General features: G+C 44.2%; 23 protein-coding genes and 1 tRNA gene. 7 read left to right on the top strand and 17 right to left on the bottom strand.

Going from position 1 to position 24,468, the window contains the following annotated elements; genetic code table 11:
• From ACPD8L_RS14630 to ACPD8L_RS14615, 4 genes are all read left to right on the top strand, one after another.
• Positions 1 to 2,397: an efflux RND transporter permease subunit gene (locus tag ACPD8L_RS14630; RefSeq protein WP_293303237.1), complete on the top strand. Its 2,397-nt coding sequence runs from the start codon at positions 1 to 3 to the stop codon at positions 2,395 to 2,397.
• 90 nt (positions 2,398 to 2,487) lie between these two features.
• Complete coding sequence (asnS, locus tag ACPD8L_RS14625) at positions 2,488 to 3,921, top strand: asparagine--tRNA ligase (protein WP_423944123.1); 1,434 nt, start codon at positions 2,488 to 2,490, stop codon at positions 3,919 to 3,921.
• A gap of 46 nt (positions 3,922 to 3,967) precedes the next feature.
• A complete protein-coding gene (rpoN, locus tag ACPD8L_RS14620) occupies positions 3,968 to 5,425 on the top strand; it encodes an RNA polymerase factor sigma-54 (RefSeq protein WP_116217172.1) in 1,458 nt (485 codons plus the stop codon).
• Positions 5,425 to 6,027 (top strand): hypothetical protein, encoded by a 603-nt coding sequence (locus ACPD8L_RS14615; RefSeq protein ID WP_423944120.1) that lies wholly within the window; start codon positions 5,425 to 5,427, stop codon positions 6,025 to 6,027. Before rpoN ends, ACPD8L_RS14615 begins: the two co-directional genes overlap by 1 nt.
• Here the strand turns inward: ACPD8L_RS14615 and ACPD8L_RS14610 are convergent.
• The 10 genes from ACPD8L_RS14610 to ACPD8L_RS14565 all read right to left on the bottom strand — a co-directional run bounded on the left by ACPD8L_RS14610 (position 6,022) and on the right by ACPD8L_RS14565 (position 12,397).
• A complete protein-coding gene (locus tag ACPD8L_RS14610) occupies positions 6,022 to 6,714 on the bottom strand; it encodes a porin family protein (RefSeq protein ID WP_421810808.1) in 693 nt (230 codons plus the stop codon). The two genes, ACPD8L_RS14615 and ACPD8L_RS14610, sit on opposite strands and share 6 nt — an antisense overlap.
• An 81-nt stretch (positions 6,715 to 6,795) precedes the next feature.
• Positions 6,796 to 7,263, bottom strand: a complete 468-nt coding sequence (locus tag ACPD8L_RS14605) for an ExbD/TolR family protein (RefSeq protein ID WP_116217169.1) — start codon at positions 7,261 to 7,263, stop codon at positions 6,796 to 6,798.
• A gap of 6 nt (positions 7,264 to 7,269) precedes the next feature.
• Positions 7,270 to 7,893 carry an ExbD/TolR family protein gene (locus ACPD8L_RS14600; protein WP_116217168.1) on the bottom strand — a complete coding sequence of 208 codons (624 nt, stop codon included), beginning with the start codon at positions 7,891 to 7,893 and terminating at the stop codon, positions 7,270 to 7,272.
• Between the two features lie 156 nt (positions 7,894 to 8,049).
• The gene (locus ACPD8L_RS14595; protein WP_116217167.1) at positions 8,050 to 8,532 is read right to left on the bottom strand and encodes an ExbD/TolR family protein; all 483 of its coding nucleotides are present in this window, start codon (positions 8,530 to 8,532) and stop codon (positions 8,050 to 8,052) included.
• Positions 8,533 to 8,546: 14 nt separating this feature from the next.
• Positions 8,547 to 9,152 (bottom strand): ExbD/TolR family protein, encoded by a 606-nt coding sequence (locus tag ACPD8L_RS14590; protein ID WP_116217166.1) that lies wholly within the window; start codon positions 9,150 to 9,152, stop codon positions 8,547 to 8,549.
• 11 nt (positions 9,153 to 9,163) lie between these two features.
• Positions 9,164 to 9,601, bottom strand: a complete 438-nt coding sequence (locus ACPD8L_RS14585) for a hypothetical protein (RefSeq protein ID WP_116217165.1) — start codon at positions 9,599 to 9,601, stop codon at positions 9,164 to 9,166.
• Positions 9,602 to 9,628: 27 nt separating this feature from the next.
• The gene (locus ACPD8L_RS14580; protein WP_116217164.1) at positions 9,629 to 10,363 is read right to left on the bottom strand and encodes a MotA/TolQ/ExbB proton channel family protein; all 735 of its coding nucleotides are present in this window, start codon (positions 10,361 to 10,363) and stop codon (positions 9,629 to 9,631) included.
• Positions 10,364 to 10,441: 78 nt separating this feature from the next.
• A tRNA-Ser gene (locus ACPD8L_RS14575) sits at positions 10,442 to 10,529 on the bottom strand.
• A 66-nt stretch (positions 10,530 to 10,595) separates the two neighbouring features.
• Positions 10,596 to 11,627 carry an asparaginase gene (locus ACPD8L_RS14570; RefSeq protein ID WP_423944115.1) on the bottom strand — a complete coding sequence of 344 codons (1,032 nt, stop codon included), beginning with the start codon at positions 11,625 to 11,627 and terminating at the stop codon, positions 10,596 to 10,598.
• A 2-nt stretch (positions 11,628 to 11,629) separates the two neighbouring features.
• Positions 11,630 to 12,397: a TatD family hydrolase gene (locus ACPD8L_RS14565; protein ID WP_421810804.1), complete on the bottom strand. Its 768-nt coding sequence runs from the start codon at positions 12,395 to 12,397 to the stop codon at positions 11,630 to 11,632.
• A 116-nt stretch (positions 12,398 to 12,513) separates the two neighbouring features.
• Here ACPD8L_RS14565 and ACPD8L_RS14560 point away from each other — a divergent pair, with 116 nt between their 5' ends.
• Positions 12,514 to 12,957, top strand: coding sequence for a retropepsin-like aspartic protease family protein (locus ACPD8L_RS14560; RefSeq protein WP_423944112.1), 444 nt, complete (start codon positions 12,514 to 12,516; stop codon positions 12,955 to 12,957).
• A 6-nt stretch (positions 12,958 to 12,963) separates the two neighbouring features.
• Here the strand turns inward: ACPD8L_RS14560 and ACPD8L_RS14555 are convergent, their stop codons facing one another.
• From ACPD8L_RS14555 to ACPD8L_RS14525, 7 genes are all read right to left on the bottom strand, one after another.
• Complete coding sequence (locus ACPD8L_RS14555; protein ID WP_116217160.1) at positions 12,964 to 13,476, bottom strand: GNAT family N-acetyltransferase; 513 nt, start codon at positions 13,474 to 13,476, stop codon at positions 12,964 to 12,966.
• A 55-nt stretch (positions 13,477 to 13,531) separates the two neighbouring features.
• Complete coding sequence (gene odhB, locus ACPD8L_RS14550) at positions 13,532 to 14,749, bottom strand: 2-oxoglutarate dehydrogenase complex dihydrolipoyllysine-residue succinyltransferase (protein WP_423944109.1); 1,218 nt, start codon at positions 14,747 to 14,749, stop codon at positions 13,532 to 13,534.
• 21 nt (positions 14,750 to 14,770) lie between these two features.
• Positions 14,771 to 17,569 (bottom strand): 2-oxoglutarate dehydrogenase E1 component, encoded by a 2,799-nt coding sequence (locus ACPD8L_RS14545; protein ID WP_423944106.1) that lies wholly within the window; start codon positions 17,567 to 17,569, stop codon positions 14,771 to 14,773.
• 97 nt (positions 17,570 to 17,666) lie between these two features.
• Complete coding sequence (locus ACPD8L_RS14540) at positions 17,667 to 18,023, bottom strand: hypothetical protein (protein WP_116217157.1); 357 nt, start codon at positions 18,021 to 18,023, stop codon at positions 17,667 to 17,669.
• A gap of 32 nt (positions 18,024 to 18,055) precedes the next feature.
• A complete protein-coding gene (locus ACPD8L_RS14535; protein ID WP_423944103.1) occupies positions 18,056 to 19,333 on the bottom strand; it encodes a metal-dependent hydrolase family protein in 1,278 nt (425 codons plus the stop codon).
• Positions 19,334 to 19,464: 131 nt separating this feature from the next.
• Positions 19,465 to 20,481 carry a UDP-glucose 4-epimerase GalE gene (galE, locus tag ACPD8L_RS14530; RefSeq protein WP_423944100.1) on the bottom strand — a complete coding sequence of 339 codons (1,017 nt, stop codon included), beginning with the start codon at positions 20,479 to 20,481 and terminating at the stop codon, positions 19,465 to 19,467.
• 2 nt (positions 20,482 to 20,483) lie between these two features.
• Positions 20,484 to 21,638 (bottom strand): DegT/DnrJ/EryC1/StrS family aminotransferase, encoded by a 1,155-nt coding sequence (locus tag ACPD8L_RS14525; protein WP_293303266.1) that lies wholly within the window; start codon positions 21,636 to 21,638, stop codon positions 20,484 to 20,486.
• Between the two features lie 163 nt (positions 21,639 to 21,801).
• Here ACPD8L_RS14525 and ACPD8L_RS14520 point away from each other — a divergent pair, with 163 nt between their 5' ends.
• Together ACPD8L_RS14520 and ACPD8L_RS14515 are read left to right on the top strand one after the other, a co-directional pair.
• Positions 21,802 to 22,962, top strand: coding sequence for a 3-deoxy-D-manno-octulosonic acid transferase (locus ACPD8L_RS14520; protein WP_423944097.1), 1,161 nt, complete (start codon positions 21,802 to 21,804; stop codon positions 22,960 to 22,962).
• 35 nt (positions 22,963 to 22,997) lie between these two features.
• Complete coding sequence (locus ACPD8L_RS14515) at positions 22,998 to 24,389, top strand: sugar porter family MFS transporter (RefSeq protein ID WP_116217152.1); 1,392 nt, start codon at positions 22,998 to 23,000, stop codon at positions 24,387 to 24,389.
• The last annotated feature ends 79 nt before the right edge of the window (positions 24,390 to 24,468 follow it).

Here is a 24,468-nt window from a genome sequence, read left to right as displayed (position 1 = left end):
ATGGTAGCAAAGCTCACTAAAGGATTTTGGCCTAAGGTCGCACGGATTATTCTTCGCAATAGGATTCTGATTCTTATCGCCATTGCCGCATTCACGGTCTTTTTGGGATTCCAGTGGAAAAACATGCAGTTTTCCAATACGGAGGCCAACATTCTTCCGGACGACCATCCTGCCACCGTTCAGTACAAAGCCTTTACCAAAATTTTTGGGGAAGAAGGCAATGCCATAGTATTGGCCATTCGGGATACCGCTTTGTTCACACCCCAAAATTTTAACCGATGGAATAAGCTCAGTAAGCAACTGGAGGCTTTCCCAGAGATTGATTTTGTTTTATCCACAGATAACCTTAAAGTTCTGGTCAAGGATGATGAAACCCAGGCTTTTATCATGGAGCCTTTCCTTAAAAACCCTCCAGAGACCAAGCAGGAGATTGATTCCCTGACCCATCACTTGTTCAATGAATTGCCTTTTTACGACAATCTAATTTACAATCCCAAAAGCGGTACTATACAGACCATTGCCTATTTGGACAAGGACATCATGAACACCGCGGTACGTAATGAGTTTATCCTGAACGACCTCGGTGATTTGGTAAAGAGCTTTGAAGATGAGACCCAGTTGGATGTAAGGGTCTCCGGCATGCCCTACATACGCACTTGGAACACCAAATCCATTGTGGACGAAATCGGGATATTTATCGTGGCGGCCCTTTTGGTCACTTCGATTATCTTTTTCTTTTTCTTCCGCAGTTTCCGAGCCACATTCATTTCCATGTGCGTGGTAATCATTGGAGTGATGTGGGCCTTTGGCTTTTTGGGGCTCTTGCAGTATGAGATTACCATCTTGACCGCACTGATTCCCCCACTCATCATTGTTATCGGAATCCCGAACTGTATCTTCTTGATCAACAAATATCAACAAGAGGTCAATAAGCACGGTAATCAGGCCTTATCCCTTCAACGGGTCATTTCAAAAATTGGAAATGCCACCTTAATGACCAACATCACTACCGCATCAGGGTTTGCCACCTTCATTATTTTGGATAGTGACCTCCTTAAGGAATTTGGCATCGTGGCCTCCATCAATATTGTAGGGATTTTTATCCTTTCCCTATTGATCATACCCATCATTTACAGTTTTATGCCGCTTCCCAAAACCAAGCATTTAAAGCATCTCAACAAAAAATGGATGGACTTTTTTGTCAATTGGATGGAACGCATGGTACGGCACCATAGAATAGCAGTTTATATCACCACGGTAGCAGTTTTGGTCTTGAGCATCATTGGTATTTACCAAATCAAGATTACGGGTAGTCGGATTGAGGATCTTCCAAAAAACACGCATTTTTATAAAGACATACAGTTTTTTGAACAGGAGTTCGATGGAATCATGCCTATGGAAATTGTTGTCGATACCGAACGTAAAAATGGGGTAATAAAACCGGCCACCCTAAAGCGGATGGATGAATTGGGCATGACTATCAACGAAATTCCCGAACTATCCAGACCCATTTCGGTTGTAGACCTGATCAAATATTCCAAACAAGCTTTTTATAACGGAATTCCAAAATACTATCAGCTGCCCACTTCCCAAGAGAACACCTTTATTATGGATGCCGCCCGGAAATCTTCGGGCAATGACAACCTATTGGAGAGTTTTGTGGACAGCACGGGGCAAACGGCAAGGCTGACCACCTACATGCAGGATGTAAAGATTGACCGTATGGAAGAGATTGAACGGGATGTACAGCAGGCCATCAACAAGTTTTTTCCATCCGAACGATACAAAGTCTTTATGACCGGAAAGGCGCTCTTATTTTTAAAGGGCACCAAATATCTGGTCAAAAATTTATTGCTTTCATTGGCCTTGGCCATTGGGCTGATTTCGCTCTTTATGGCCTATCTGTTCCGCTCATTTCGGATGGTGATCATCTCTTTGGTCCCCAACCTACTGCCCTTGGTCATAACCGCCGGGGTGATGGGGTATTTGGGCGTCCCCATAAAGCCTTCCACCATTTTGGTGTTCAGTATTGCCTTTGGTATTTCGGTTGATGACACCATTCACTTTTTGGCCAAGTACCGGCAAGAATTGGCCGCACACAAATGGCATATCAAAAGATCGGTCTATGCCGCCTTGCGTGAAACCGGGGTAAGTATGTTCTACACCTCCATTGTGTTGTTTTTTGGCTTTTCCGTATTTATCATTTCCAGTTTTGGAGGCACTAAGGCTTTGGGAGGACTGGTATCGGCCACCTTGTTGTTCGCCATGCTTTCCAACCTGATCTTGTTGCCCTCATTGCTGCTATCATTGGAAAGGAGCATTGCCAACAAGCAGGTCCTTAAAAAGCCTCAAATTGATATTCTGCCCAAGGAAGAGGACGGCCCCAAGGACAAATAATCCACGGAACAGCTATAAATTAGGCCGTTCCATTGCTTTCATTTTTTATCAAAAACCTATCTTTACGGCTTAAATTACGATAGCCTTACAATGAAGTCTTATTCCATAAAAGAATTGCTAGAAAAGCAACCCGTAGGAGAACCTGTTGAAGTAAATGGATGGGTAAAAACATTTAGGAGCAACCGATTTATTGCCTTGAACGATGGTTCAACCATACATAATCTGCAGTGCGTTGTCGATTTTGAGAATTTTGACGAAGCCTTACTCAAACAAATCAGCACTGGAGCAGCCTTAAAAATATCCGGCACCTTGGTGGAAAGCCAAGGAAAGGGACAAAGTGTGGAAATCCAATCTACCGATGTCTTTGTACATGGTACTGCCGACCCGGAGATCTACCCTATTCAACCCAAAAAACACTCCTTGGAGTTTTTACGGGAAAAAGCTCATTTACGGGTACGCACCAACACCTTTTCGGCGGTAATGCGGGTGCGCTCTGCGCTATCATTTGCCATTCACAGCTATTTTCAGCAGAATGGTTTTTACTATATGCATGCCCCTATCATTACGGGTTCCGATGCGGAAGGGGCCGGGGAAATGTTCCGGGTCACCACCCTTGACGACAAAAATCCTCCTGTTGATGAACAGGGCAAGGTGGACTATTCCGAAGATTTCTTTGGAAAGGAGACCAACCTTACCGTTTCAGGACAGTTAGAGGCCGAAACCTATGCCATGGCCTTGGGTAAAGTATACACCTTTGGCCCCACATTTAGGGCCGAGAACTCCAATACCTCCAGACATTTGGCGGAGTTTTGGATGATCGAGCCCGAAGTGGCCTTCAATGACTTGGATGCCAACATGGATTTGGCCGAAGATTTCATCAAATGGATCATCCAATATGTATTGGACAACTGTGGTGATGATCTTGAGTTCTTGGAAAAACGTTTGTTGGATGAGGAGAAATCCAAACCCCAAGCCGAGCGCTCTGAAATGAGCCTGACCGAGAAACTGAAGTTTGTGGTCGAGAACAACTTTAAGAGGGTTTCCTATACCGAAGCCATCGATATTTTGCGAAACAGCAAGCCCAACAAGAAGAAAAAATTCCAATATCCCATTGATGAGTGGGGTGCCGATTTACAGAGCGAGCACGAACGCTTCTTGGTGGAAAAGCATTTTAAGTGCCCCGTAATCCTTTTTGATTATCCGGCCAACATCAAGGCGTTCTATATGCGTTTGAACGAAGATGGCAAAACTGTACGCGCCATGGACGTGCTTTTCCCAGGTATTGGGGAAATTGTTGGAGGCTCCCAAAGGGAAGAACGTTTAGATGTACTTCAAGACAAAATCAAAGCGTTGAATATTGATGAAAAAGAACTTTGGTGGTACTTGGACCTGAGACGATTTGGTACGGCCACACACAGTGGTTTTGGGCTTGGTTTTGAGCGAATGGTACAATTTGCCACAGGCATGGGCAACATCAGGGACGTGATTCCCTACCCTAGAACTCCACAGAGCGCTGAGTTTTAAAAGGAATTCTTAAATTTATAAGTAGGAAGATTGTAAATCAATCCCCATGCTAAAACAACATCTACAGTTTAAGCTTTCCCAGAAACTGTCTCCACAGCAGATTCAGCTCATGAAGCTCATTCAATTGCCCACGCAGGCATTTGAGCAACGATTGAAGCAGGAACTGGAGGAGAATCCCGCCCTTGAGAGTGGAAAGGCGGAGAGCGACGCCATGGATGATGTTTATGAGGATACCTATGATGATTCTTCGGACAACGAGACCATTTCCGCAGAGGATATCAATATTGATGATTATCTGAGCGATGATGAAATCCCAGATTACAGGACCCGTACCAACAACTACAGCTCAGACGATGAGGAAAAAAGTATTCCGTATGCGGCCGGCACTTCTTTCAACCAACACTTGATCAACCAACTTAACACGGTTTATTTGGATGATGAGGAATGGGCGATTGCGGAGTTCTTGGTGGGAAGTGTGGATGAAAGCGGGTATATAAGACGTCCCATTGCCGATATTATGGATGATTTGGCCTTTACGCAAAACATCTATGTGGACGAGAAAAAGATTCAATCCGTGCTTAAAGTGGTCCAAGAGTTGGACCCTCCGGGGGTGGGCGCAAGATCGTTGGACGAGTGCCTGATCATCCAACTCAAGCGCAAGGAGCAAAAGCCTTCCGTTGAGCTGGCCATCAACATCTTGGAAAAATCGTTTGATCAATTCACCAAAAAGCACTATGCCAAGCTCATTCAAAAACACCACATCAGTGAAGAAGAGCTCAAGGCCGCCATTTCCGAGATTGAAAGACTGAATCCCAAACCAGGAGGCTCCTATTCGGGCAACACCCGGATGATAGAACACATTGTCCCCGACTTTTCCATTCGAATCGTGGATGGGGAACTGGAACTCACCCTGAACGGAAGAAATGCCCCTGAACTGCATGTTTCCAAAGAGTACAACAACATGCTCCAAGGGTATAAGGATTCCAAGGAAAAATCAAAATCGCAGAAGGATACCGTGCTCTTCATAAAGCAAAAGCTGGATGCGGCCAAATGGTTCATTGATGCGATCAAGCAACGGCAGCAAACCCTGTTTGTGACCATGAGTACCATCATGAACTATCAAAAGGAGTACTTTTTGACCGGTGACGAACGAAAATTGCGCCCCATGATCCTAAAGGACATTGCAGACCAAATAGACATGGACGTTTCCACGGTTTCGCGAGTGGCCAACAGCAAGTATGTGGATACCCCTTATGGGACCAAACTTATCAAGGACTACTTTTCCGAGGCCATGAAGAATGAGCAGGGAGAAGATGTATCCACCAAAGAAATCAAAAAAATATTGGAGACCGTTATTGGTGATGAGGAAAAGAAAAAGCCTTTGACGGATGATAAACTGGCAAAAATCCTGAAAGAGCGTGGCTATCCCATAGCTCGAAGAACCGTGGCCAAGTACAGGGAACAATTGGGCCTCCCGGTGGCCCGGTTAAGAAAGGAAATCTGATGCGCCACTTCTTCAACGTTGTCTCCTATCTTTTTCATCCACTGTTTATCCCTGTTGGAGGAACCATACTCTATTTTTTAGTGGCCCCCTACAGTACTTTGGAGATTCAAAGCGGGAACATCCTACCCATTTTCATCCTCACCGTGATCATCCCTATCATCTTTTTTCTAATCCTGAAAAACCTGGGGGTGATCCATTCCATTTTCCTGCCCACCCTCCAAGAACGCAAGTACCCGCTCTATATAAGCTGCGCTTTATTTTTGATGATATTGTACAAAGTCATCCCCAACAATTATGTACATGAGCTGTTCTACTTCTTTATAGGCTTGCTCACCGCCACGGCAACAGCCCTTATCCTCCTTTTCCTGAAATTTAAGACCAGTATGCACCTTTTGGGCATGGGAAGTGTTTTAATGTTCATGATCGGGCTTAGCATCCATTTTGAAGTGAACATTACCTTGGCCATTAGTATTTTCACCCTATGCACGGGATTGGTGGCCACTTCACGACTGTATCTGCAGGCCCACAACAAGGCTGAATTACTGATAGGGTTTCTGGTGGGCGTCTGCTCCCAACTTATCATCTTAAAGTATTGGTTATAGAATGTAGAAGATCAAACCAATGCGAAGCACCTTGGTATCTATCTTTTCACCGTTCTGCAGTTGAGCAGTTTCTTCCAATAAGGGGCTTAGGCCATAATACGTATGGATATTCCAGGTGTTGTACCCAAAGTTGAGCATTAGTCCGTATTGGAACGATTGGATATCGTCATTGGAAAAGCTGGTTGAGCCACCTTCCATAACCAATTTGGATCTCCCTGAAAACACATACCCCAACTTAACGCCAGCATAAATACGCCAGAACTTATATTCCTCAACCGTCGAGGTCCTCCATCTCAATTCCAAAGGAAATTCAACGGCATGGGTCTCCAATTTGCTACGGTTAAAATCAGCTTGGTCCATGACCTCATAGGAAACAACATTGTTTGTCTTGGTAGCCACAATGTTGCTGTAGTAGGAGTTTACCGCATACCCCACACCAATTCCTAAACCTACATTCCTACGGAAATTAAGAGGGATATCTTTGATGAAACCGGCCTGAAGGTTATAGGAAAGGTTACGCTGCACTGTGTTTTCCGGTCTATTGAACAGCACGTTGTACCCCAACCCGATATAAAATTGATCTTCCAGATAGCGCCTATCAACATCCACATTGGAATCCTGCACTTCCTGTGATTGTGCCACAAAAAGGGAAAATGATAATAGGACCAAAACTACATACTGCTTCATTACAATGCTCTCCAAAATAAAAACAACCCAAATTACACATTTGGATTGTTTTTGACTCTACTCTTTTCCTCAAAGTTTTCTTTATTGTGGATTTCCCTGGAAGACGGTATAGTTTACCTTAAGAAGGTTGACTTTACGGAGCTCTTCCTTTATATCTGACACCACCCCAACATTTACATTTTTATCTATTTTAAGGGAAACGGTGACCAGGTTTCGGATGGCATCGGGTTTTTGTGCCAGTTCCTGTAAAACATAGGGGCCCACTTCATTCATATGGGCAATTTTATTGTTCAACTGGATTCTGGGTTCTGACCCCAATACTTTTGCCAAATCTTGATTGGGCCTTCCAACATATATTTCAATCACCCTATCCTTTTTCTCAAGCTTTTTGACTTGGTTTGCCTGGGGTAAGTCATTGTCCACTAACAACGTTTCCGACTTGATCGTGGTGACCGTCATAAAAAAGAACAATAAAATAAAAACAATGTCCGGTAAAGCTGCCGTTGATATGGCTGGCTGTGCTTTTTTATTATTTCTAATGCTTTTCATGATGTCCTAGTTTAGTTTGGATATGGTCTCCGCTTCCGAAAGTTTCATGGGAAACATTTCCCTAATCGTTTCAATCTCGCGTTGTAGGGCCATCTTCTCCCCATCGGACATCTCACTGGAATAATACGATTCCTCCATATCCACATAATTCTTACCATAAAGCCTTTGCGATTCCCTGTTCCTCAATTCATTATATGCAGCGGTTAAGGCATCTTGCACACTCACATACATCCCATATGAAGCTTCACGGTCACTATTGAAAGATATGACGGCCTTTATAGGATTATCGGAAGCATCAGGGCTTCCAGCTCCCTTACAGTACCCACAATGATTCTCATTTCCTTTTGGAATGCCTCCATTATCCAAAAAAGCCATTGCAGCCATTTTAAGATCTTTCAACTCCATAATACCATCCTCAACGAAGAGTTCGTCATTTTTATTTAGGCTTACCCTAAATATATTACGTTCGTTTACAGGAGGAGGTGGAATGGTTTCCTTGGGAGGTAATTTTCTGTCCAGACCAACATCGGTCTGTATGGTTGCGGTAACCAAAAAAAAGATCAATAGCAGAAAAGCGATATCTGCCATTGAGCCCGCATTCACTTCGGGATTCTCTCTGTTTCTGTTCATAACTTAATGTTTAGCTGGGATTAATATTCCTTATTGGTTCTCAAGAACATACATCACAACAATTATTCCAAAACAGAGAAAGGAAAATCGTACACAAACAAAAAACGCCCCAAATCTTTCAATTTGGAGCGTTTCCCACTAAATCTAAGTTATTGTTTACTGCAAGTTATTAAACGCATCCCCTTCGTAGGTCGTATAATTGACCTTAAGGGCATTAACTTCTCTTAGTTGTTGTTTAATATCGGTAATAAGACCCATATTGGCATTCTTATCAACCTTTAGAGCAGTAGTCAATACATTTTGAAGTTCCTGTGGTTTCTTGGCGCGTTCGGCCAAGATGTATGATCCAACCTCGTCCACATTCGCAAACTTGTCATTCAATTGAATCCTTGGTTCAGTCCCAAAAACACTTTGGTATTCTTGGGTGGGCTTTCCAACGTAGATATAGATCACACGATCCTTTTTCTCCAACTTTTTGATTTCAGTTGCATTGGGAAGTGTATTCTCAACCAATAGGGAACTATCTTTCATGGTCGTTACCGTCATAAAAAAGAACAGCAACATAAAGACAATATCCGGAAGTGACGCGGTGGATACCGCAGGCAAATCCCCATCTTTCTTTTTTGTAAACTTAGCCATATTAAATTCTAGTTTTAATTGGTTGATGTTTCCGCTTCGGATAGTTTCTGTGGAAACATATCCTGAATACGTTTTACCTTATCCTTCAAATCGTCCCGCGTTGCAGTTGGAGTTTCTGGGTTAAGGTACTCAGATTCCATCTCAGTAAAGTCCCTGTTGTATAAACGTTGGGCCTCCCGGTTACGCAAATCGTTATAGGCACCTACCAACTCGTTCTGTACGGTAATGTAGGTACTGTATTTGGTCTCCCGGTCATTCTTCAAAGAGATGATCGCCTTTGTTGGATTATCGGATGAAGCTGCATCCTTTCTTCCTTTACAATAGTTACAAGATCCATCCGCGTTGTTCTCCAAGAATGCCGTTGCAGCCTTCCTCAAGTCCTTCAGGTTCATCAACTCATCTTCCACCAACAGTTGTCCATTTTTATTGATATTAACCGTAAAAATGTTCTTCTGTCTAATGATTACATCCGTTTCTGGCGGCTCTATGGGCGGTAACATACGATCCAAACCTGCATCTGTTTCAATGGTTGTGGTAACCAAGAAAAAGATCAGCAAGAGGAACGCAATATCCGCCATGGAACCGGCATTTACTTCCGGTGCTCCTTTTCTTCTAGGCATAATTCAGCTTTTTACTTGACGAACATTTTCTTCAACCCTGGCAACACCATAAGAAGTACGGCCACTACCGTTAGGATGAAGAAGACGTTAAGTCCCATTCCAATATTCTTTACAGTACCCTCGGTGGTCTCTATACCTCTTTCGGACATAGCTTCAACTACAGCCATGTTATCGGAGGAAAGTCCGTAAGATACTGCCACAACTATAGCCAGTCCACCAATGGCGAACAGGGCTTTCTTAATGCTTCCCGGTGTGGTAAACAGTTTTTTGAGTCCAAAAAATACCGCTGCCACCACCGCAATGGCCAACAAAATGTACATGATCACGAACATAAAGTTCATGGCACCACTATTGATGGCACTTGGGTCATCTGCAGAAGGTAAGGAGAACCAGAGAACGGCCGCTACCAACCCGATGACAATGAGTGCTATTTTTATTACTTTATTCATGATTCTCGATAGTTTTTAGTTTCGTAATTATTTCTTGTGCGCTGCCAACATATCAATCAATGATATGGAGGAATCTTCCATGTCGTTTACGATACTATCGATTTTAGCAATGATATAGTTATAGAAAATCTGAAGGATGATCGCAACAATAAGACCAAATACCGTGGTCAACAATGCTACCTGGATATCACCTGCGATCAAAGAGGCACTCAAGTTACCTACAGCTGCAATTTTCTGGAAGGCCTGAATCATACCGATTACCGTACCCATGAACCCAAGCATGGGAGCAATAGCGATAAAGAGCGACAACCAAGAAACGTTTTTCTCCAACTGTCCCATTTGAACACCTCCATAAGCTACAACAGCTTTCTCTGCAGATTCCAAACCTTCTCCTGCCCTATCCAAACCTTGGTAAAAGATGGAGGCAACAGGACCTTTTGTGTTTCTACATACTTCTTTGGCCGCTTCAACACCACCGGAAGCCAAGGCATCTTCAACCTGTTGCTTAAGTTTGGCGGAGTTTGTGGTAGCCAAATTCAAATAAATAATTCTTTCAATGGCAACAGCCAATCCCAATATCAAACAAAGCAATACGATACCCATAAAGGCAGGACCCCCTTGGATAAACTGTTCTTTCAACACTTGGGTGAAACCTTTGCTGGCTTCAGCAGCAGCTTCTTCTTGTAACATGGCAGCCGATGCAGTTGTTGTTCCCAAAACAAACATTCCGGCAGCAGCCAGAGTAAAGGATACTTTTTTCATTTTTCTCAAACTTAAATTTAGTTAGTTAATAATGTTAAAGATATAAAAATTTTATAATTGAAAAATTAAAATACCTAGCAGAGAGGAAGGGATTCGAACCCTCGATACACTTTTGGTGTATACACACTTTCCAGGCGTGCGCCTTCGACCACTCGGCCACCTCTCTATTTTCCCAATTGGGTCGACCAATAAACGAAAAAATAATCAGTTTTAGAAATTTGACGCGTTAATTTTACTGCATTTCACCGCGTAGTGAGGTTTCAAAAATCGTTTTAAACAATTTGCCCGAAACACCAGTCCCCAATAGGTACATGGCCTTGGTTATAGCTGCCTCCGTTGTAATATCCTTTCCATTAACCAGTTGCATTTCCCGAAGCTTTTCACTGGTCTCATAATGACCCATGGATACGCTGCCCCCGGAGCACTGAGTTACATTGATAACATGTAGACCTTTTTTTATGGCAATTCCCAATTCCTCCAAAAACCATGCATCCATTGGAGCATTTCCTGCCCCATAGGTTTCCAAAACAAGCGCTTTGAGACCGGGAATGTTCAAGACCGATTGCAGGACTTCCTTATTAAGTCCGGGGAATAGCTTCAAGATGGCCACATGATCATCCATGGCTTTATGGACCTGCAAAGCCTTATGCTTGGAAACTTTAGGCAATAGGTTGGCATAATGTACATTCAAGTGTACACCGGATTCCACCAAAGGCGGATGGTTCAAGGAAGCAAATGCCTCAAAATGTTCCGCATTGATCTTCGTGGTCCTATTGGCACGGTACAGCTTATATTCAAAATACAGCCCCACCTCCTGCACCACGGGCTTGCCATTCTCCCTTAAGGCCGCAATTTGGATGGAAGTGATCAAATTCTCCTTGGCATCTGTACGCAAATCCCCAATAGGCAATTGGGATCCCGTAAAAATCACGGGCTTGGCCAAATTCTCCAACATAAAGCTCAAAGCCGATGCGGTGTAGCTCATGGTATCACTGCCGTGGAGCACCACAAATCCATCATACGAAGTATAATGTTCCTCAATCATGGAAGCTATTTGCGCCCAATAAACAGGGTTCATATTGGAAGAATCAATGGGCTTCTCAAAGGATATGCTCTTTAGCGTACAATCCAACTGGTTAAGTTCGGGGATATTCTTGATCAGCTCATCAAAATTAAAAGCCCTCAAGGCCCCGGTCTTATAGTCCTTGACCATACCAATGGTACCCCCAGTATAAATTAGCAGAATATGGTTTCTTTCCTTCATGGTTATATGCCAAATATGTTTTTGGAATTCTCCGTGGTAATCTCTGCGATTTCTTCAATGGATTTCCCATATATAAGGGATAGCTTCTCCAGAACCTCAACAATATAAGCACTTTCATTCCGCTTTCCCCTATAGGGAACCGGGGCCAAATAAGGGGAGTCTGTCTCCAAAACGATGTGCTCCAAATCAACTTGATCCAAAAACTGGTCGATTTTTCCATTCTTGAAGGTGGCCACGCCCCCAATCCCCAATTTCATTCCGTAAGAAATAGCCTGATGTGCCTGTTCCAAAGTTCCCGTAAAACAATGGAAAATTCCATACAGACCATCCCCTTTTTCCTGTTCCAAAATCTCAAAGATTTCATCGAAAGCCTCACGGCAATGGATCACAATGGGCAACTGGTGTTTTTTGGCCAAACGGATTTGATATACAAATGCCTCTTGCTGTTGCTGCAAAAATGTCTTGTCCCAATACAGGTCGATGCCGATTTCACCCACAGCGTAAAACTTCCGCTTGGATATCCATTGCTCTACATGGGCCAATTCTTCCTTGAAGTTTTCCTTGACATGGGTGGGATGCAATCCCATCATCAAAAACACATTTTCGGGATAATTGGATTCCAAATCCAACATGGCTTGGGTATAGGTTGAATCGATGGCGGGTATAAAAAAACGTTCCACCCCGGCATCAAGGGCGCGTTGCATCATTTCATCCCTGTCCTCATCAAAGGCCTCACTATATAAATGGGTGTGGGTATCGGTTATGATCATATCGCAAAAATAGGTTTATCTTAGATGCTGTAAAACTTTTAAACACCCCTATCCTTTGACAGAGTTTATCTTGAGCGCAGTCGAAAGGCTCAGGACGACACCTTTCATTCAATACTATGGCATCACTCAACAAGTTTCTCAAAACCAAAAGCTACACCAAGGTGCCCTTAACGCTCACCGAGACCAACCATTTTGAAATTGCCGCCAAGATCAATGGGGTCACCGGCAGATTTATTTTGGATACAGGCGCCTCCAATACTTGTGTGGGAATGGACAAAACGGCCTTTTTCAATATGGTGTCCGAAGCTTCGGATGTAAAAGCTGCCGGGGCCGGGGCCACCGGAATGGAAACCTTGGTCTCCACCAAAAATAAAATCCAGATAGGGGATTGGAAAAAAAGCCGACTCAAGATAGTCCTCTTCGACCTGGTCCATGTAAACAAGGCCCTTACCTCACACAATGCATTGCCGGTGGACGGCATCATTGGGGCTGATATCCTTAAAAAAGGGAAAGCGGTGATTGATTACAACAAAAAATGCCTGTATTTGAAACTAAAGTAAATGCGTTTATCCCAACTTCTTTTCAAAAAAGCAAACATCGGCATTGTGATAATGGGAAGGCAAATCTGAGGTATTCTTTAGTTTTCGCACTCCCAAGAACTCAAATCCACATTTGGTATAGTGCTCTATTAGGCCATCATTTTTTCCACAAGTGTCCATCCGAACAAAGGTTTTACCTTTCCCTTTTGCAAAATCAATTGACCAATCCACAATCCTTTGCACAAAATTATTTCCTCTAAAATTAGGGTTGGTAGCGATTCTGTGAATATAAATGGAAGCATCATTCTCATCCTCTTCCCAAATTTGAGGGTCGCTATAGGTTATGGCCCAAACGCAGGCTATTTCACCATCCATCAACAATTTAAATTGTCGATTATCATCAACCTCCGTCAAAATCAAATCTTGACTAAACTCCGGCCACTGGTTTTCTGGAAATTTTACTTTCTGAAAATCTGTGGCCAGTTTATAAAGCCTAAAAATTTCGGGAATATCACTTCTGCTGCTGTTGGCAATCAACATTCCAATATTATTAAGTTACCCGAATACAGAGCATATGCATCAGCTCTATTGCAGATTAAAGCTCCAAAGCTTTCTTCACATCACCATCCATCAACAACTCCACTGGACTTTCCAAAGCTTCCTTGACCGCCACCAAGAAACCAACGGATTCTTTTCCGTCGATGATTCTATGGTCGTAGGATAGGGCCACATACATAATGGGCGCAATAACAATGGCGCCGTCCCTTACAATAGGGCGCTCCACAATGTTGTGCATCCCTAAGATTCCACTTTGGGGTGGGTTGATGATAGGCGTGGACAACATGGAACCGAACACCCCGCCATTGGTAATGGTAAAGGTTCCGCCGGTCATTTCATCCACAGTGATCTCGCCTTCCCTAGCTCGGATGGCCAAACGTTTCACTTCGGACTCAACACCTCTGAACGTTAGGTTTTCGGCATTTCTGATTACGGGAACCATAAGACCTTTGGGGCCGGAAACAGCGATACTGATATCACAGAAATCATACGTGATCATTTCCTTGCCATCAATCATGGAGTTTACGGCAGGATACATTTGCAATGCTCGGATAACCGCCTTGGTGAAGAAAGACATAAAGCCCAAACTAACACCATGTTTATCCTTGAATTCTTCTTTGTACTGCTTGCGCAATTCAAAGATGGGCGACATATCCACTTCATTGAAGGTGGTCAACATCGCGGTTTCGTTTTTGGCGGACACCAAACGCTCTGCTACTTTTCTACGTAGCATGGAAAGTTTGGAGCGGGTCTCCCCCCTACTTCCACCGGTTGGCGTACCCATGGATGGAACCGCTTGCACAGCATCTTCCTTGGTTATGCGACCATCCCTTCCCGAACCGGAAACGGATGAAGGCTCAATACCCTTTTCATCCAAAATCTTTTTGGCTGCTGGTGAAGGCGTTCCGGAAGCGTAGGTTTCCTTGGCAGGCTCTGCCTTTTTGGGTTCCGCTTTGGGCTCCTCCTTTTTAGGTTCTTCTTTCGCTTCCGCTTTTGGAGCGCTCCCTTCTGGTTTTTCGGCGCTGGTATCGATAAGACACACCACTTCACCTACGGCGACGGCATCCCCAACTTCAGCCTTTAGGGTTATAATCCCGCTTTCTTCCGCAGGAAGCTCCAATGTTGCCTTGTCCGAGTCAACCTCTGCAATGGCTTGATCCTTTTCCACATAATCTCCATCCTCGACCAACCATTCGGCTATCTCAACCTCTGTAATGGATTCCCCAGGAGAGGGAACTTTCATTTCTAATACCATGCTATACGCGTTTATACTTTATTATCGAATTAACATATTGTCCTTTCTCTTATCAAAGACATACTCCAACACCTGGGCATGACGTCTTTGGGAACGCACCGCACTTCCTGCCGCGGGAGCTCCATAAAATCTACGTGAGGCCACCCTAAATTGTTTGGCTTCCTCAAAATGCATCAGCATATGCCCCCAAGCTCCCATGTTCCTAGGTTCTTCCTGGGCCCAAACAATGTCGTCCGCATTTTTATATTTCTTGATGATGTTCCGCATTTCACCCGTTGGTAATGGGAACAATTGCTCCACACGTACCAAGGCCACATCATCCCTTTTCAACTCTTCCCGTTTGTCCAAAAGATCATAATAGAACTTTCCGGTACAGAACACCAATGTTTTGACTTTGGAAGCACTTGCTTCGGCATCATCAATCACCATTTGGAAACTTCCGTTGGCCATTTCCTCTTTGGTGGAAACCACTTTTGGATGTCGCAACAAACTCTTTGGTGTAAAAACTACCAAAGGTTTTCTGTAATCGGCCTTCATCTGCCTGCGAAGCAGGTGGAACAGGTTGGCCGGGGTGGTGACATCCGCCACGTACATATTGTCCTTGGCACACAACTGAAGATAGCGCTCCATACGTGCCGAAGAGTGCTCAGCACCCTGTCCTTCATATCCATGGGGCAGCAACAACACCAAACCGTTCTGCAGTTTCCACTTGTCCTCAGCTGAAGACAGGTATTGGTCTATAATAATCTGGGCCCCGTTACTGAAATCCCCAAATTGGGCTTCCCAAATGGTAAGGGTCTTTGGACTTGCCATGGAATACCCATAATCAAAGCCCATTACCGCATACTCCGACAGCAAGGAATTATAGATATGGAACTTTCCATTTTGGTTGTCCCCAAGTTCATTCAACAAAGTCACCTCTTCCTCATGCATCTCGGTTTTGATCACGGCATGACGGTGCGAAAAAGTTCCCCGCTCCACATCCTGACCGGTCATACGCACATCAAAACCTTCCTCGATCAACGAGCCGTAGGCCAGAAGTTCTCCCATGGCCCAATCCAACTGATTGTCCTCAAAGTACATCTTACGACGTGCTTCGACCAATCGCTCCAGTTTTCTCAGGAATTTTTTCCCTTCGGGAAGCGCAGTAATCCCCTTGGCGATTTCCGTCAATTTTTTGAGGTCGTACGAAGTATCCATGGTTTCCAACATGGTTTCTTCGGTCACTTGGCCAAACCCTTCCCATTCATCTTGCATGAAAGGGGTTATTCTTGTTTTCTCGATCTTTCTGGAATCCAAAAGATCTTCTTCCAAGTTCTTTTTATATTCTTCCTCCAGACTTTTTACGTAATCTTTATCAATGATGCCTTCGGCAATCAGTTTCTCTGCGTAGATATCCCTCGGGTTCTGGTGCTTGGATATGGACTTATATAGCAAAGGTTGGGTAAACTTTGGCTCATCCCCTTCGTTATGTCCATATTTTCGATAGCCCAATAGATCCAAGAAAATATCGCGCTTGTATCGCATCCTGTACTCCAATGCAAAAATGGAGGCATGCACCACAGCTTCTGCATCATCCGCATTAACGTGCAGTACGGGGGATAGGGTAACCTTGCCCACATCGGTACAATAGGTAGAGGAACGGGCGTCCAGATAGTTGGTGGTAAACCCGATCTGGTTGTTCACTACAATATGGATGGTCCCTCCGGTGGCATAGCCATCCAAGCGGGCCATTTGTATGATTTCATACACCACACCCTGAGCCGCAAAGGCAGCATCGCCATGCACCAAGATAGGCAACACTTCCGATACATTGTCGGTATGGTCACGGTCTTGTTTTGCACGGGTTATCCCTTCAACAATGGCATTTACGGTTTCCAAATGTGATGGGTTGGGTGCAATGTTCATGTTCACCATTTTCCCGGAATCGGTCTCCCTTGCGGAGGTCCATCCGAGGTGATACTTTACATCCCCATCAAAAATGGTCTCTTCGTAATCCTTTCCATCGAACTCACTGAAAATGTCCCTTGGGGATTTTCCGAAGATATTGGTCAACACGTTCAAACGACCACGGTGGGCCATTCCCATCACAAATTGTTTTACCCCACTGTCCGCAGCCTTTTCTATGATGACATCCAAAGCAGGAATCAAAGACTCGCCACCTTCAAGGGAGAATCGTTTCTGACCCACATATTTGGTATGTAAAAAGCTTTCAAAGGAAACGGCCTCATTCAATTTTCTAAGGATGGCCTTTTTTTCTTCCGGACTGAAATTGGGATGGTTATCGTTTACGTTGAGCCAATCCTGTATCCATTGAATGCGCTCCGGGGTACGGATATACATATACTCCACCCCAATGGAATCGCAATAGATACGCTCCAAATGGGCAATGATCTCCTTCAAAGAGGCAGACCCAATACCCAGAATCTTCCCGGCATCAAAAACGGTCTCCATATCCGCTTCGGACAAGCCAAAGTTGGCAATATCCAAAGTGGGCTCATATTTTCTTCTTTCCCTGACCGGATTGGTCTTGGTAAAAAGGTGGCCTCTGGAACGGTAGCCATCGATCAAACGGATGACCTGAAACTCCTTTTGCAGGGTCTCGGGCATTTCCACCTGTTTTCCATTGGCGAGGATTACCGTACCGGTATTGCCTGAATCAATCCCCAAATCTTCCAAGGAACTTTCCATTCCGAAATCAAATCCTTGAAAAAAAGCCCTCCAACTGGGCTCCACACTATCGGGGTTCGTAAGATATTTATCGTACAGCTCCGCAAAAAATGAGGTATGTGCTGCGTTTAAAAATGAATATTTGTCCATGGACAGCTAATAGCTAAAAACCTATCTAAAAATTTTATCAAAAATACAACAAATACAACAGTTGGCCTACAAAGTTGCATTTAATCAAAAAAAAGTTTTAGGTGTGATATTTATGTCTGTACCAAACTTTCTGCCATTCCCTTTTTAAAAGTAGGAACGATACTTCGGCGGACAGGTCGACCACATCGGAAAGGGGCATATTGCGAACCTGTTCTTCCGGGATATCCACTACATACAATAGATTGAGGTATTCCTGAAACTTTTCCACCATGAGCACATAGATTTTCTCATGCAGAAGGCTTTTCAGCTCGGAAGGCAATATATCTTTATGGAGCTTAAACGGCACATTGGCCAAGCCAAAATCCTTTTCCAGCTGCACCAAAAGATTCTGGTACAGCTGCTCCTTTTGGGCCACTTCCAATAATTCCAGACTGTTGTTAAAGTTGGACAGCATATGATATGTACGTCCAATCCGTTAAAAAGGATTTACTCGGACTTGAATATTTTCCCTTCTTTCATCACAAAAACCACATTCCTCAACGTATTCACATCATCCTCAGGGTTCTCGCCCACGGCCACGATATCAGCCAAAAAACCGGCTTTAAGCTGACCCAGATTGTCTCCCATTCCCAAAAGTTCGGCATTGGTGACGGTCGCGGACTTGATCGCCTCAACCACGGGCATCCCCGCCTCTACCATGTACACAAACTCCCTTGCATTTTCTCCATGTGGAAAAACGGCCGCATCGGTACCAAAGGCAATGGGCACTCCCTTTTTATAGGCTTTCTGGAAGGTAGCCTGAATCTTTGGTCCTATTTCACTGGCCTTTTTTGCTACTACCTCAGGAAAATACCCAGGTTTTTTGGCATTTTCGGTCACTTCCTTTCCAGCGGTGATCGTGGGCACCAAAAAGGTATTGTGTTTCACCATAAGGTCCATGGTTTCCTCACTCATCAGCGTGCCATGTTCTATGGTCTTTATACCTCCCAAAATAGCCCTTTGCATCCCTTCATCGCCATGGGCGTGGGCCGCAGTGAGCATATTGTAGTCTTTTGCCGTCTCTGTTATGGCCTTTATCTCTTCAATAGTAAATTGCGGATTCTGTCCACTCTTGGCGACACTGAGCACCCCTCCGGTAGCGGTGATCTTAATGACATCCGCCCCATCTTTATAGCGTTGCCTTACCGCTTTTTTCCCGTCTTCTTCCGAATTCACCACACCTTCTTTGGGACCTGGGTCTCCCATCAAATCTTTTTTCATGCCATTGGTAGGGTCTGCATGGCCACCGGTCGTACCTATGGCCTTACCTGCCGTGAAAATTCTGGGCCCTACAATAACTCCTTTGTTTATGGCATTTCGCAATGCAATGTTCACTCCGCTTCCACCTAAATCACGAACTGTGGTAAATCCTGCCATTAAAGTGTTCTTGGCATATACCGTGGATTGAAAGGCCACATCGGCATCGTTCAGGGTAAACCTTTGGATATAGGTATTGGGGCTGGATTGCCCTTCAATGTGCACATGCATATCTATGAATCCGGGAAGCACGGTCTTGTCTTTTAAGTCCACGACCACATCTTGAGAGCCACCCGTTTTGTATCCATTCTCAATGGATTTGATTGAATTTCCTGAAACCACTATGGTTTTTTCTGAGAGCATTTTACCTGATTTCACGTCCAATATGCGACCGCATTGGAGGTAGGTTTCCTGGGCCAATGCCACAGTACCAAAAAGTAAGAGAGAAAGGAAGATAAGTTTTTTCATTTTCAAAAAGTTTAGTCAATTAGTTTGACTAATGTAAGCATCCCTTCCATGATAACCTAAAAACGAAACCATTGGACCTTAACCAAAAAAAGCCCGTCAAAAGACAGGCTTTATTATTGAGATAAAATTTTTCAACTTCTGATTTTACACTCCCAATCCCATGCAGATTTCATGGCTTCATCCAATGTTGACTTGGCTTTCCAGCCCAAAACCTCATTCGCTTTTTGGGTGTTTGCATAAGCCTGTACCACATCACCAGACCTTCTGTCCTCTATTTTATAATTCAAGGACTTCCCTGACACACGCTCAAAACTTTGAATCACTTCCAACACTGAACTTCCTTTTCCAGTACCCAGATTAAAGACCTCATAATTTTTTTGGTTATCGCCTTGAATCAATCGCTGCAGGGCAATGACATGGGCCTTGGCCAAATCCACCACATGAATATAATCCCGGATACAGGTTCCATCCGGGGTTGGGTAATCATCCCCAAACACGGACAGTTGCTCCCTTAGTCCAACACCCGTTTGGGTAATGTAGGGCACCAAATTCTGGGGGACTCCAATGGGAAGTTCCCCTATTTGGGTAGACGGATGTGCTCCAATAGGGTTAAAATAACGGAGCGCTATAGCTTTCAAATTGGGGTTTACCCGACACGTGTCGGATATGATCTCCTCACCAACCTGCTTTGTGTTTCCATATGGTGACTCCGCCGATTTAATAGGAGCATCTTCCGTAATAGGCATCTCATCGGCTTCGCCATATACGGTACAAGAGGAACTGAAAATGAAACTGGTATTCTTCTTCTTGATCAATTCTTGCAAAATGTACACCAAAACCCCAAGATTGTTCTCGTAATAGAGTAAGGGTTTTTCCATACTTTCCCCAACAGCTTTGGACGCCGCAAAATGGATTACGCCTGCAATATCATTATGTCTTTTGAAAAAATCTTGGACTTTGGACTTCTCCCGAAGATCCAGCTCCTCAAAAACGGGCTTCTTTCCCGTAATGGCCTCGATACCATCCAAAACATTTAGGGAAGAATTGGAGAGGTTGTCTATCACCACCACCTCAAAACCTTCGTTCTGCAATTCAACAACAGTATGGGAACCTATGTATCCCAATCCCCCTGTTACCAGTATCTTCATGTTTAACGGTTTACGAAATCTATAACCAAATCGGTTATAAATTGGATTTGCTCATCATCCAGCTCGGTATGCATCGGAAGCGATATCACCTCATTGACCAATTGATTGGTGACTGGAAAATCAGCTTCATTGTACCGGGTATCCACATACGCCTTTTGCCTATGTAAGGGAACTGGATAATACACTCCACATGGAACGTTGTTATCGTTTAAATGTTGCACCAATCCATCTCTTTTACCGTTCAAGATTTTCAAGGTGTACTGATGGAACACATGACAATCGCATACATTTTGACTATCATCACATCCGCAGACAATCTTGGGGGCCACAATATGCTCTTGCCCCTGAAAGGCTTTGGAATACTTGGATGCGGCTTCCCAACGCCTCTTATTGTAAGTATCCAATTTTGGGAGTTTCGCCCTTAACACGGCCGCTTGGATGGAATCCAACCGCGAGTTCACCCCAACCACATCATGATAGTAACGCGTGTACATCCCGTGGTTTACCATACCCCTTAGTGTGTGGGCCAACTCATCATCATTGGTAAAGATCGCGCCACCATCACCATAACAGCCCAAATTCTTCGATGGAAAGAAAGAAGTCGATGCCACATGACCTATGGTTCCTGCCTTTTGTTTTTTACCATCCACAGAGGTATACGTAGCTCCAATGGCTTGGGCATTGTCCTCAATCACATATAAGTCGTGCTTTTGGGCCAAATCCATCAAGGCATCCATATTGGCACATTGGCCAAACAAATGTACCGGCACAATGGCTTTGGTCTTGGGAGTAATGGCCTTCTCCACAGCCTTGACATCAATATTGAAGGTATCAGGTTCCACATCCACCAAAACAGGCGTCAGGTTTAATAGGGCAATTACCTCAACGGTGGCCGCAAAGGTAAAATCGGCCGTGATCACTTCGTCACCGGGCTGCAACCCCAATCCCATCATACAAATTTGAAGGGCGTCCGTGCCATTGGCACATGGAATTACATGTTTTATTCCCAAGTATTCCTCCAATTCCTTTTGAAAGGCATGCACGTGCGGACCGTTGATAAATGCCGAAGAATCCAGGATTTCGGCTATGGAATCGTTGACCTCATTTTTGATGCCTTGGTATTGGCCTTGGAGGTCGACCATTTGTATTTTTTTCATGTTGATAAGTTATGGTTCAAAATTAAGAAATAAAGATCCCATAATGTGCTATTCCCGAAAGAATGTATTTTAGCAAAATATGTTGATCCTACGCTTTGTCTATAACCTCTTAATACATCTTTCTTGGTACATCTTGAAAGGCATTGCACTCTTCCAACCCAAGATGAAGCTATTTGTTTCGGGACGAAAAAGTACTTTTAAGCAATTACGGTCCTCCATACCTTCGGGTTCCAAATGCATTTGGATGCATGTGGCCTCATTGGGTGAATTTGAACAAGGATTGCCCATTTTGGAACAGTTGCGCCACCAGTACCCCGACCATAAACTGGTACTTTCCTTTTTTTCCCCTTCCGGTTATGAGGTAAAAAAGAACACTTCTGCAGCCGATGTGGTGGTATACCTTTCCATGGACACCCGTTCCAATGCATCACAATTTGTGGATTTGGTGAATCCTGCCATGGCCATTTTCATCAAATACGAAATTTGGCCCAACTACCTGCGCCAACTACAACAACGAAAGGTTCCCACTTTGTTGGTTTCTGCCATATTCTCCAAACGACAGGTCTTTTTTAAACCCTATGGCGGTTTTATGCGAAACAGTTTGCATAGTTTTTCCCATTTCTTTGTTCAGGATGAAAGCTCAAAAACCCTTTTGGAATCCATTGGCTTTACCAATAGTACCGTAAGTGGTGACACCCGTTTTGACCGAGTACATGAAATCCTGAAACGGAACAACCATCTGGATTTTATGGAACAATTCAAAGGAAGCCAACCTTGTTTGGTGGCAGGGAGCACTTGGCCGGAAGACGAGAAGATTTTGGCGGATTACATCAATTCCTCCAACAATGGGATGAAATTTGTGCTTGCTCCCCACAAAATAAAGCAAGACCATATTGACCGACTATCGGAATCCATTTCCAAAAAAACACTCTGCTATTCCAATATGGGCAATCAAGACCTTTTGGATTTTGATGTGTTGATCATTGACACCATTGGCCTGCTCACCAAAATTTACAGTTATGCCCAGATGGCCTATGTGGGAGGAGGTTTTGCAACGGGCCTGCACAATACTTTGGAACCCGCTGTTTACGGTATTCCGGTGGTCATTGGCCCCAACTACAAAGGCTTTAAAGAAGCCGAAGATCTTGTGGCATTGAAAGGGATAATTCCCATATCTAAAGCGAACGAACTCAAATCCGTATTGGATAACTTCATCGAAAATCCTGATGTCTTGGAAGAAACCGGAAAAATCAACTCCACTTACATTGCCCAAAACGTGGGAGCTACCCCATTGATTATGGAGCACATAGACCAAATACTTTAATTTTTTTTGGTTAGTTTTAGCTAAAACTGACCCTCATGGACAAACGTATTTTCAGGATTTCCTTGACCGCTGCCTTGGCGGGTTTTCTATTTGGATTTGACACTGTGGTCATTTCCGGGGCCAACCAACCCATAAAAGATCTTTGGGGCACCAATTGGTTTTTGGGGGACTCCATTTTTACCTTCCATGGTATTTTTATCATGTCCATGGCACTTTGGGGAACGGTCTTGGGTTCTCTTTTGGGCGGTATTCCCTGCGACCGGTTGGGACGTAAAAAAACCTTGTTCTGGGTCGGTGCACTTTATTTTATCTCCGCCATAGGTTCCGCCTTGGCTCCCGAAGCCTATAGTTTTTCCTTCTTTAGGTTTATTGGGGGCGTTGGTGTAGGTATCTCATCAGTAGCGGCTCCTGTGTATATTTCCGAAATATCGACCCCGGAAAACCGTGGAAGGCTTACCGCCCTTTATCAATTTAATATTGTCTTTGGAATCTTGATCGCGTTTGTCTCCAATTCTTTGATCGGGGCAATTTTCAACGAAGATGTTGCATGGCGATGGATGTTGGGCATTGAGGGACTTCCTGCGCTGATGTATACCCTTATGGTCCTTAAGATTCCCCATAGCCCCAGATGGCTTTTGCTCAAAGACCATAAAGAGGCCATCGTTCTGCGTTCTTTGACCTTATTGGGCATTGATCAAGATCAAGCCACTGTCCACCTCACCCAGATAAAGGTGGCCCTTCAGGAAACCGCACATAAGCAAAAGGACAACCTTTTTTCGGGCAAGTACAACCGACCACTTATTCTAGCCTTTTTGATTGCTGCCTTCAACCAGCTTTCGGGAATCAATTTTGTACTGTACTACGCTCCCGAAATATTGGAACGCGCCGGATTGGCTTCCGGGGAATCGCTTTTCAGCTCCATATCCATAGGCATCATCAACCTTATTTTCACTTTTGTGGGCATTTCCCTGATAGACAAACTGGGGCGCAAACAATTGCTATACATGGGTTCCATTGGCTACATCATTAGCCTTTCCATGGTGGCGTGGTGTTTTTATTCCGGTGCAAGCTCGGTCCTGCTCCTTATTTTCATTCTTGTTTTCATTGCATCGCATGCCGTTGGACAAGGGGCCGTGATATGGGTATTCATTTCCGAGATATTCCCGAACAAGGTACGGTCATACGGCCAGTCGTGGGGAACCGGAACCCATTGGGTGTTCGCAGCCCTTATCACCTTGATCACCCCAACGTTCCTTGATGCGGAGATCGGGATTTTCAAGGACAATCCTTGGCCCATTTTTATCTTCTTCGCCTTTATGATGGTCCTTCAATTTTTCTGGGTGATTTTTATGATGCCCGAGACCAAAGGGGCAAGTCTGGAGGAACTGGGAAAACTGCTCAGTGGAAAAAAGAACGGGACTCCTTAATTGGGATACGACACACACGAAAAACCATTCCGTTAATCGAATATAGATCCACAGAACGTGACAGTTACCTGAATAATTC

This window comes from Flagellimonas algicida (assembly GCF_049629585.1).
Taxonomy (GTDB): domain Bacteria; phylum Bacteroidota; class Bacteroidia; order Flavobacteriales; family Flavobacteriaceae; genus Flagellimonas.
Note: the sequence above shows the minus strand (reverse complement) of the source record. Positions and strands in the feature narration are given on the sequence as shown.

What these genes read in the sequence shown, in the direction of transcription:
- ACPD8L_RS14630 (WP_293303237.1), top strand. Translation starts at nt 1, where the DNA reads ATGGTAGCAAAGCTCACTAAAGGATTTTGGCCTAAGGTCGCACGGATT.
- asnS (WP_423944123.1), top strand. Translation starts at nt 2,488, where the DNA reads ATGAAGTCTTATTCCATAAAAGAATTGCTAGAAAAGCAACCCGTAGGA.
- rpoN (WP_116217172.1), top strand. Translation starts at nt 3,968, where the DNA reads ATGCTAAAACAACATCTACAGTTTAAGCTTTCCCAGAAACTGTCTCCA.
- ACPD8L_RS14615 (WP_423944120.1), top strand. Translation starts at nt 5,425, where the DNA reads ATGCGCCACTTCTTCAACGTTGTCTCCTATCTTTTTCATCCACTGTTT.
- ACPD8L_RS14610 (WP_421810808.1), bottom strand. Translation starts at nt 6,714, where the DNA reads ATGAAGCAGTATGTAGTTTTGGTCCTATTATCATTTTCCCTTTTTGTG.
- ACPD8L_RS14605 (WP_116217169.1), bottom strand. Translation starts at nt 7,263, where the DNA reads ATGAAAAGCATTAGAAATAATAAAAAAGCACAGCCAGCCATATCAACG.
- ACPD8L_RS14600 (WP_116217168.1), bottom strand. Translation starts at nt 7,893, where the DNA reads ATGAACAGAAACAGAGAGAATCCCGAAGTGAATGCGGGCTCAATGGCA.
- ACPD8L_RS14595 (WP_116217167.1), bottom strand. Translation starts at nt 8,532, where the DNA reads ATGGCTAAGTTTACAAAAAAGAAAGATGGGGATTTGCCTGCGGTATCC.
- ACPD8L_RS14590 (WP_116217166.1), bottom strand. Translation starts at nt 9,152, where the DNA reads ATGCCTAGAAGAAAAGGAGCACCGGAAGTAAATGCCGGTTCCATGGCG.
- ACPD8L_RS14585 (WP_116217165.1), bottom strand. Translation starts at nt 9,601, where the DNA reads ATGAATAAAGTAATAAAAATAGCACTCATTGTCATCGGGTTGGTAGCG.
- ACPD8L_RS14580 (WP_116217164.1), bottom strand. Translation starts at nt 10,363, where the DNA reads ATGAAAAAAGTATCCTTTACTCTGGCTGCTGCCGGAATGTTTGTTTTG.
- ACPD8L_RS14570 (WP_423944115.1), bottom strand. Translation starts at nt 11,627, where the DNA reads ATGAAGGAAAGAAACCATATTCTGCTAATTTATACTGGGGGTACCATT.
- ACPD8L_RS14565 (WP_421810804.1), bottom strand. Translation starts at nt 12,397, where the DNA reads ATGATCATAACCGATACCCACACCCATTTATATAGTGAGGCCTTTGAT.
- ACPD8L_RS14560 (WP_423944112.1), top strand. Translation starts at nt 12,514, where the DNA reads ATGGCATCACTCAACAAGTTTCTCAAAACCAAAAGCTACACCAAGGTG.
- ACPD8L_RS14555 (WP_116217160.1), bottom strand. Translation starts at nt 13,476, where the DNA reads ATGTTGATTGCCAACAGCAGCAGAAGTGATATTCCCGAAATTTTTAGG.
- odhB (WP_423944109.1), bottom strand. Translation starts at nt 14,749, where the DNA reads ATGGTATTAGAAATGAAAGTTCCCTCTCCTGGGGAATCCATTACAGAG.
- ACPD8L_RS14545 (WP_423944106.1), bottom strand. Translation starts at nt 17,569, where the DNA reads ATGGACAAATATTCATTTTTAAACGCAGCACATACCTCATTTTTTGCG.
- ACPD8L_RS14540 (WP_116217157.1), bottom strand. Translation starts at nt 18,023, where the DNA reads ATGCTGTCCAACTTTAACAACAGTCTGGAATTATTGGAAGTGGCCCAA.
- ACPD8L_RS14535 (WP_423944103.1), bottom strand. Translation starts at nt 19,333, where the DNA reads ATGAAAAAACTTATCTTCCTTTCTCTCTTACTTTTTGGTACTGTGGCA.
- galE (WP_423944100.1), bottom strand. Translation starts at nt 20,481, where the DNA reads ATGAAGATACTGGTAACAGGGGGATTGGGATACATAGGTTCCCATACT.
- ACPD8L_RS14525 (WP_293303266.1), bottom strand. Translation starts at nt 21,638, where the DNA reads ATGAAAAAAATACAAATGGTCGACCTCCAAGGCCAATACCAAGGCATC.
- ACPD8L_RS14520 (WP_423944097.1), top strand. Translation starts at nt 21,802, where the DNA reads ATGAAGCTATTTGTTTCGGGACGAAAAAGTACTTTTAAGCAATTACGG.
- ACPD8L_RS14515 (WP_116217152.1), top strand. Translation starts at nt 22,998, where the DNA reads ATGGACAAACGTATTTTCAGGATTTCCTTGACCGCTGCCTTGGCGGGT.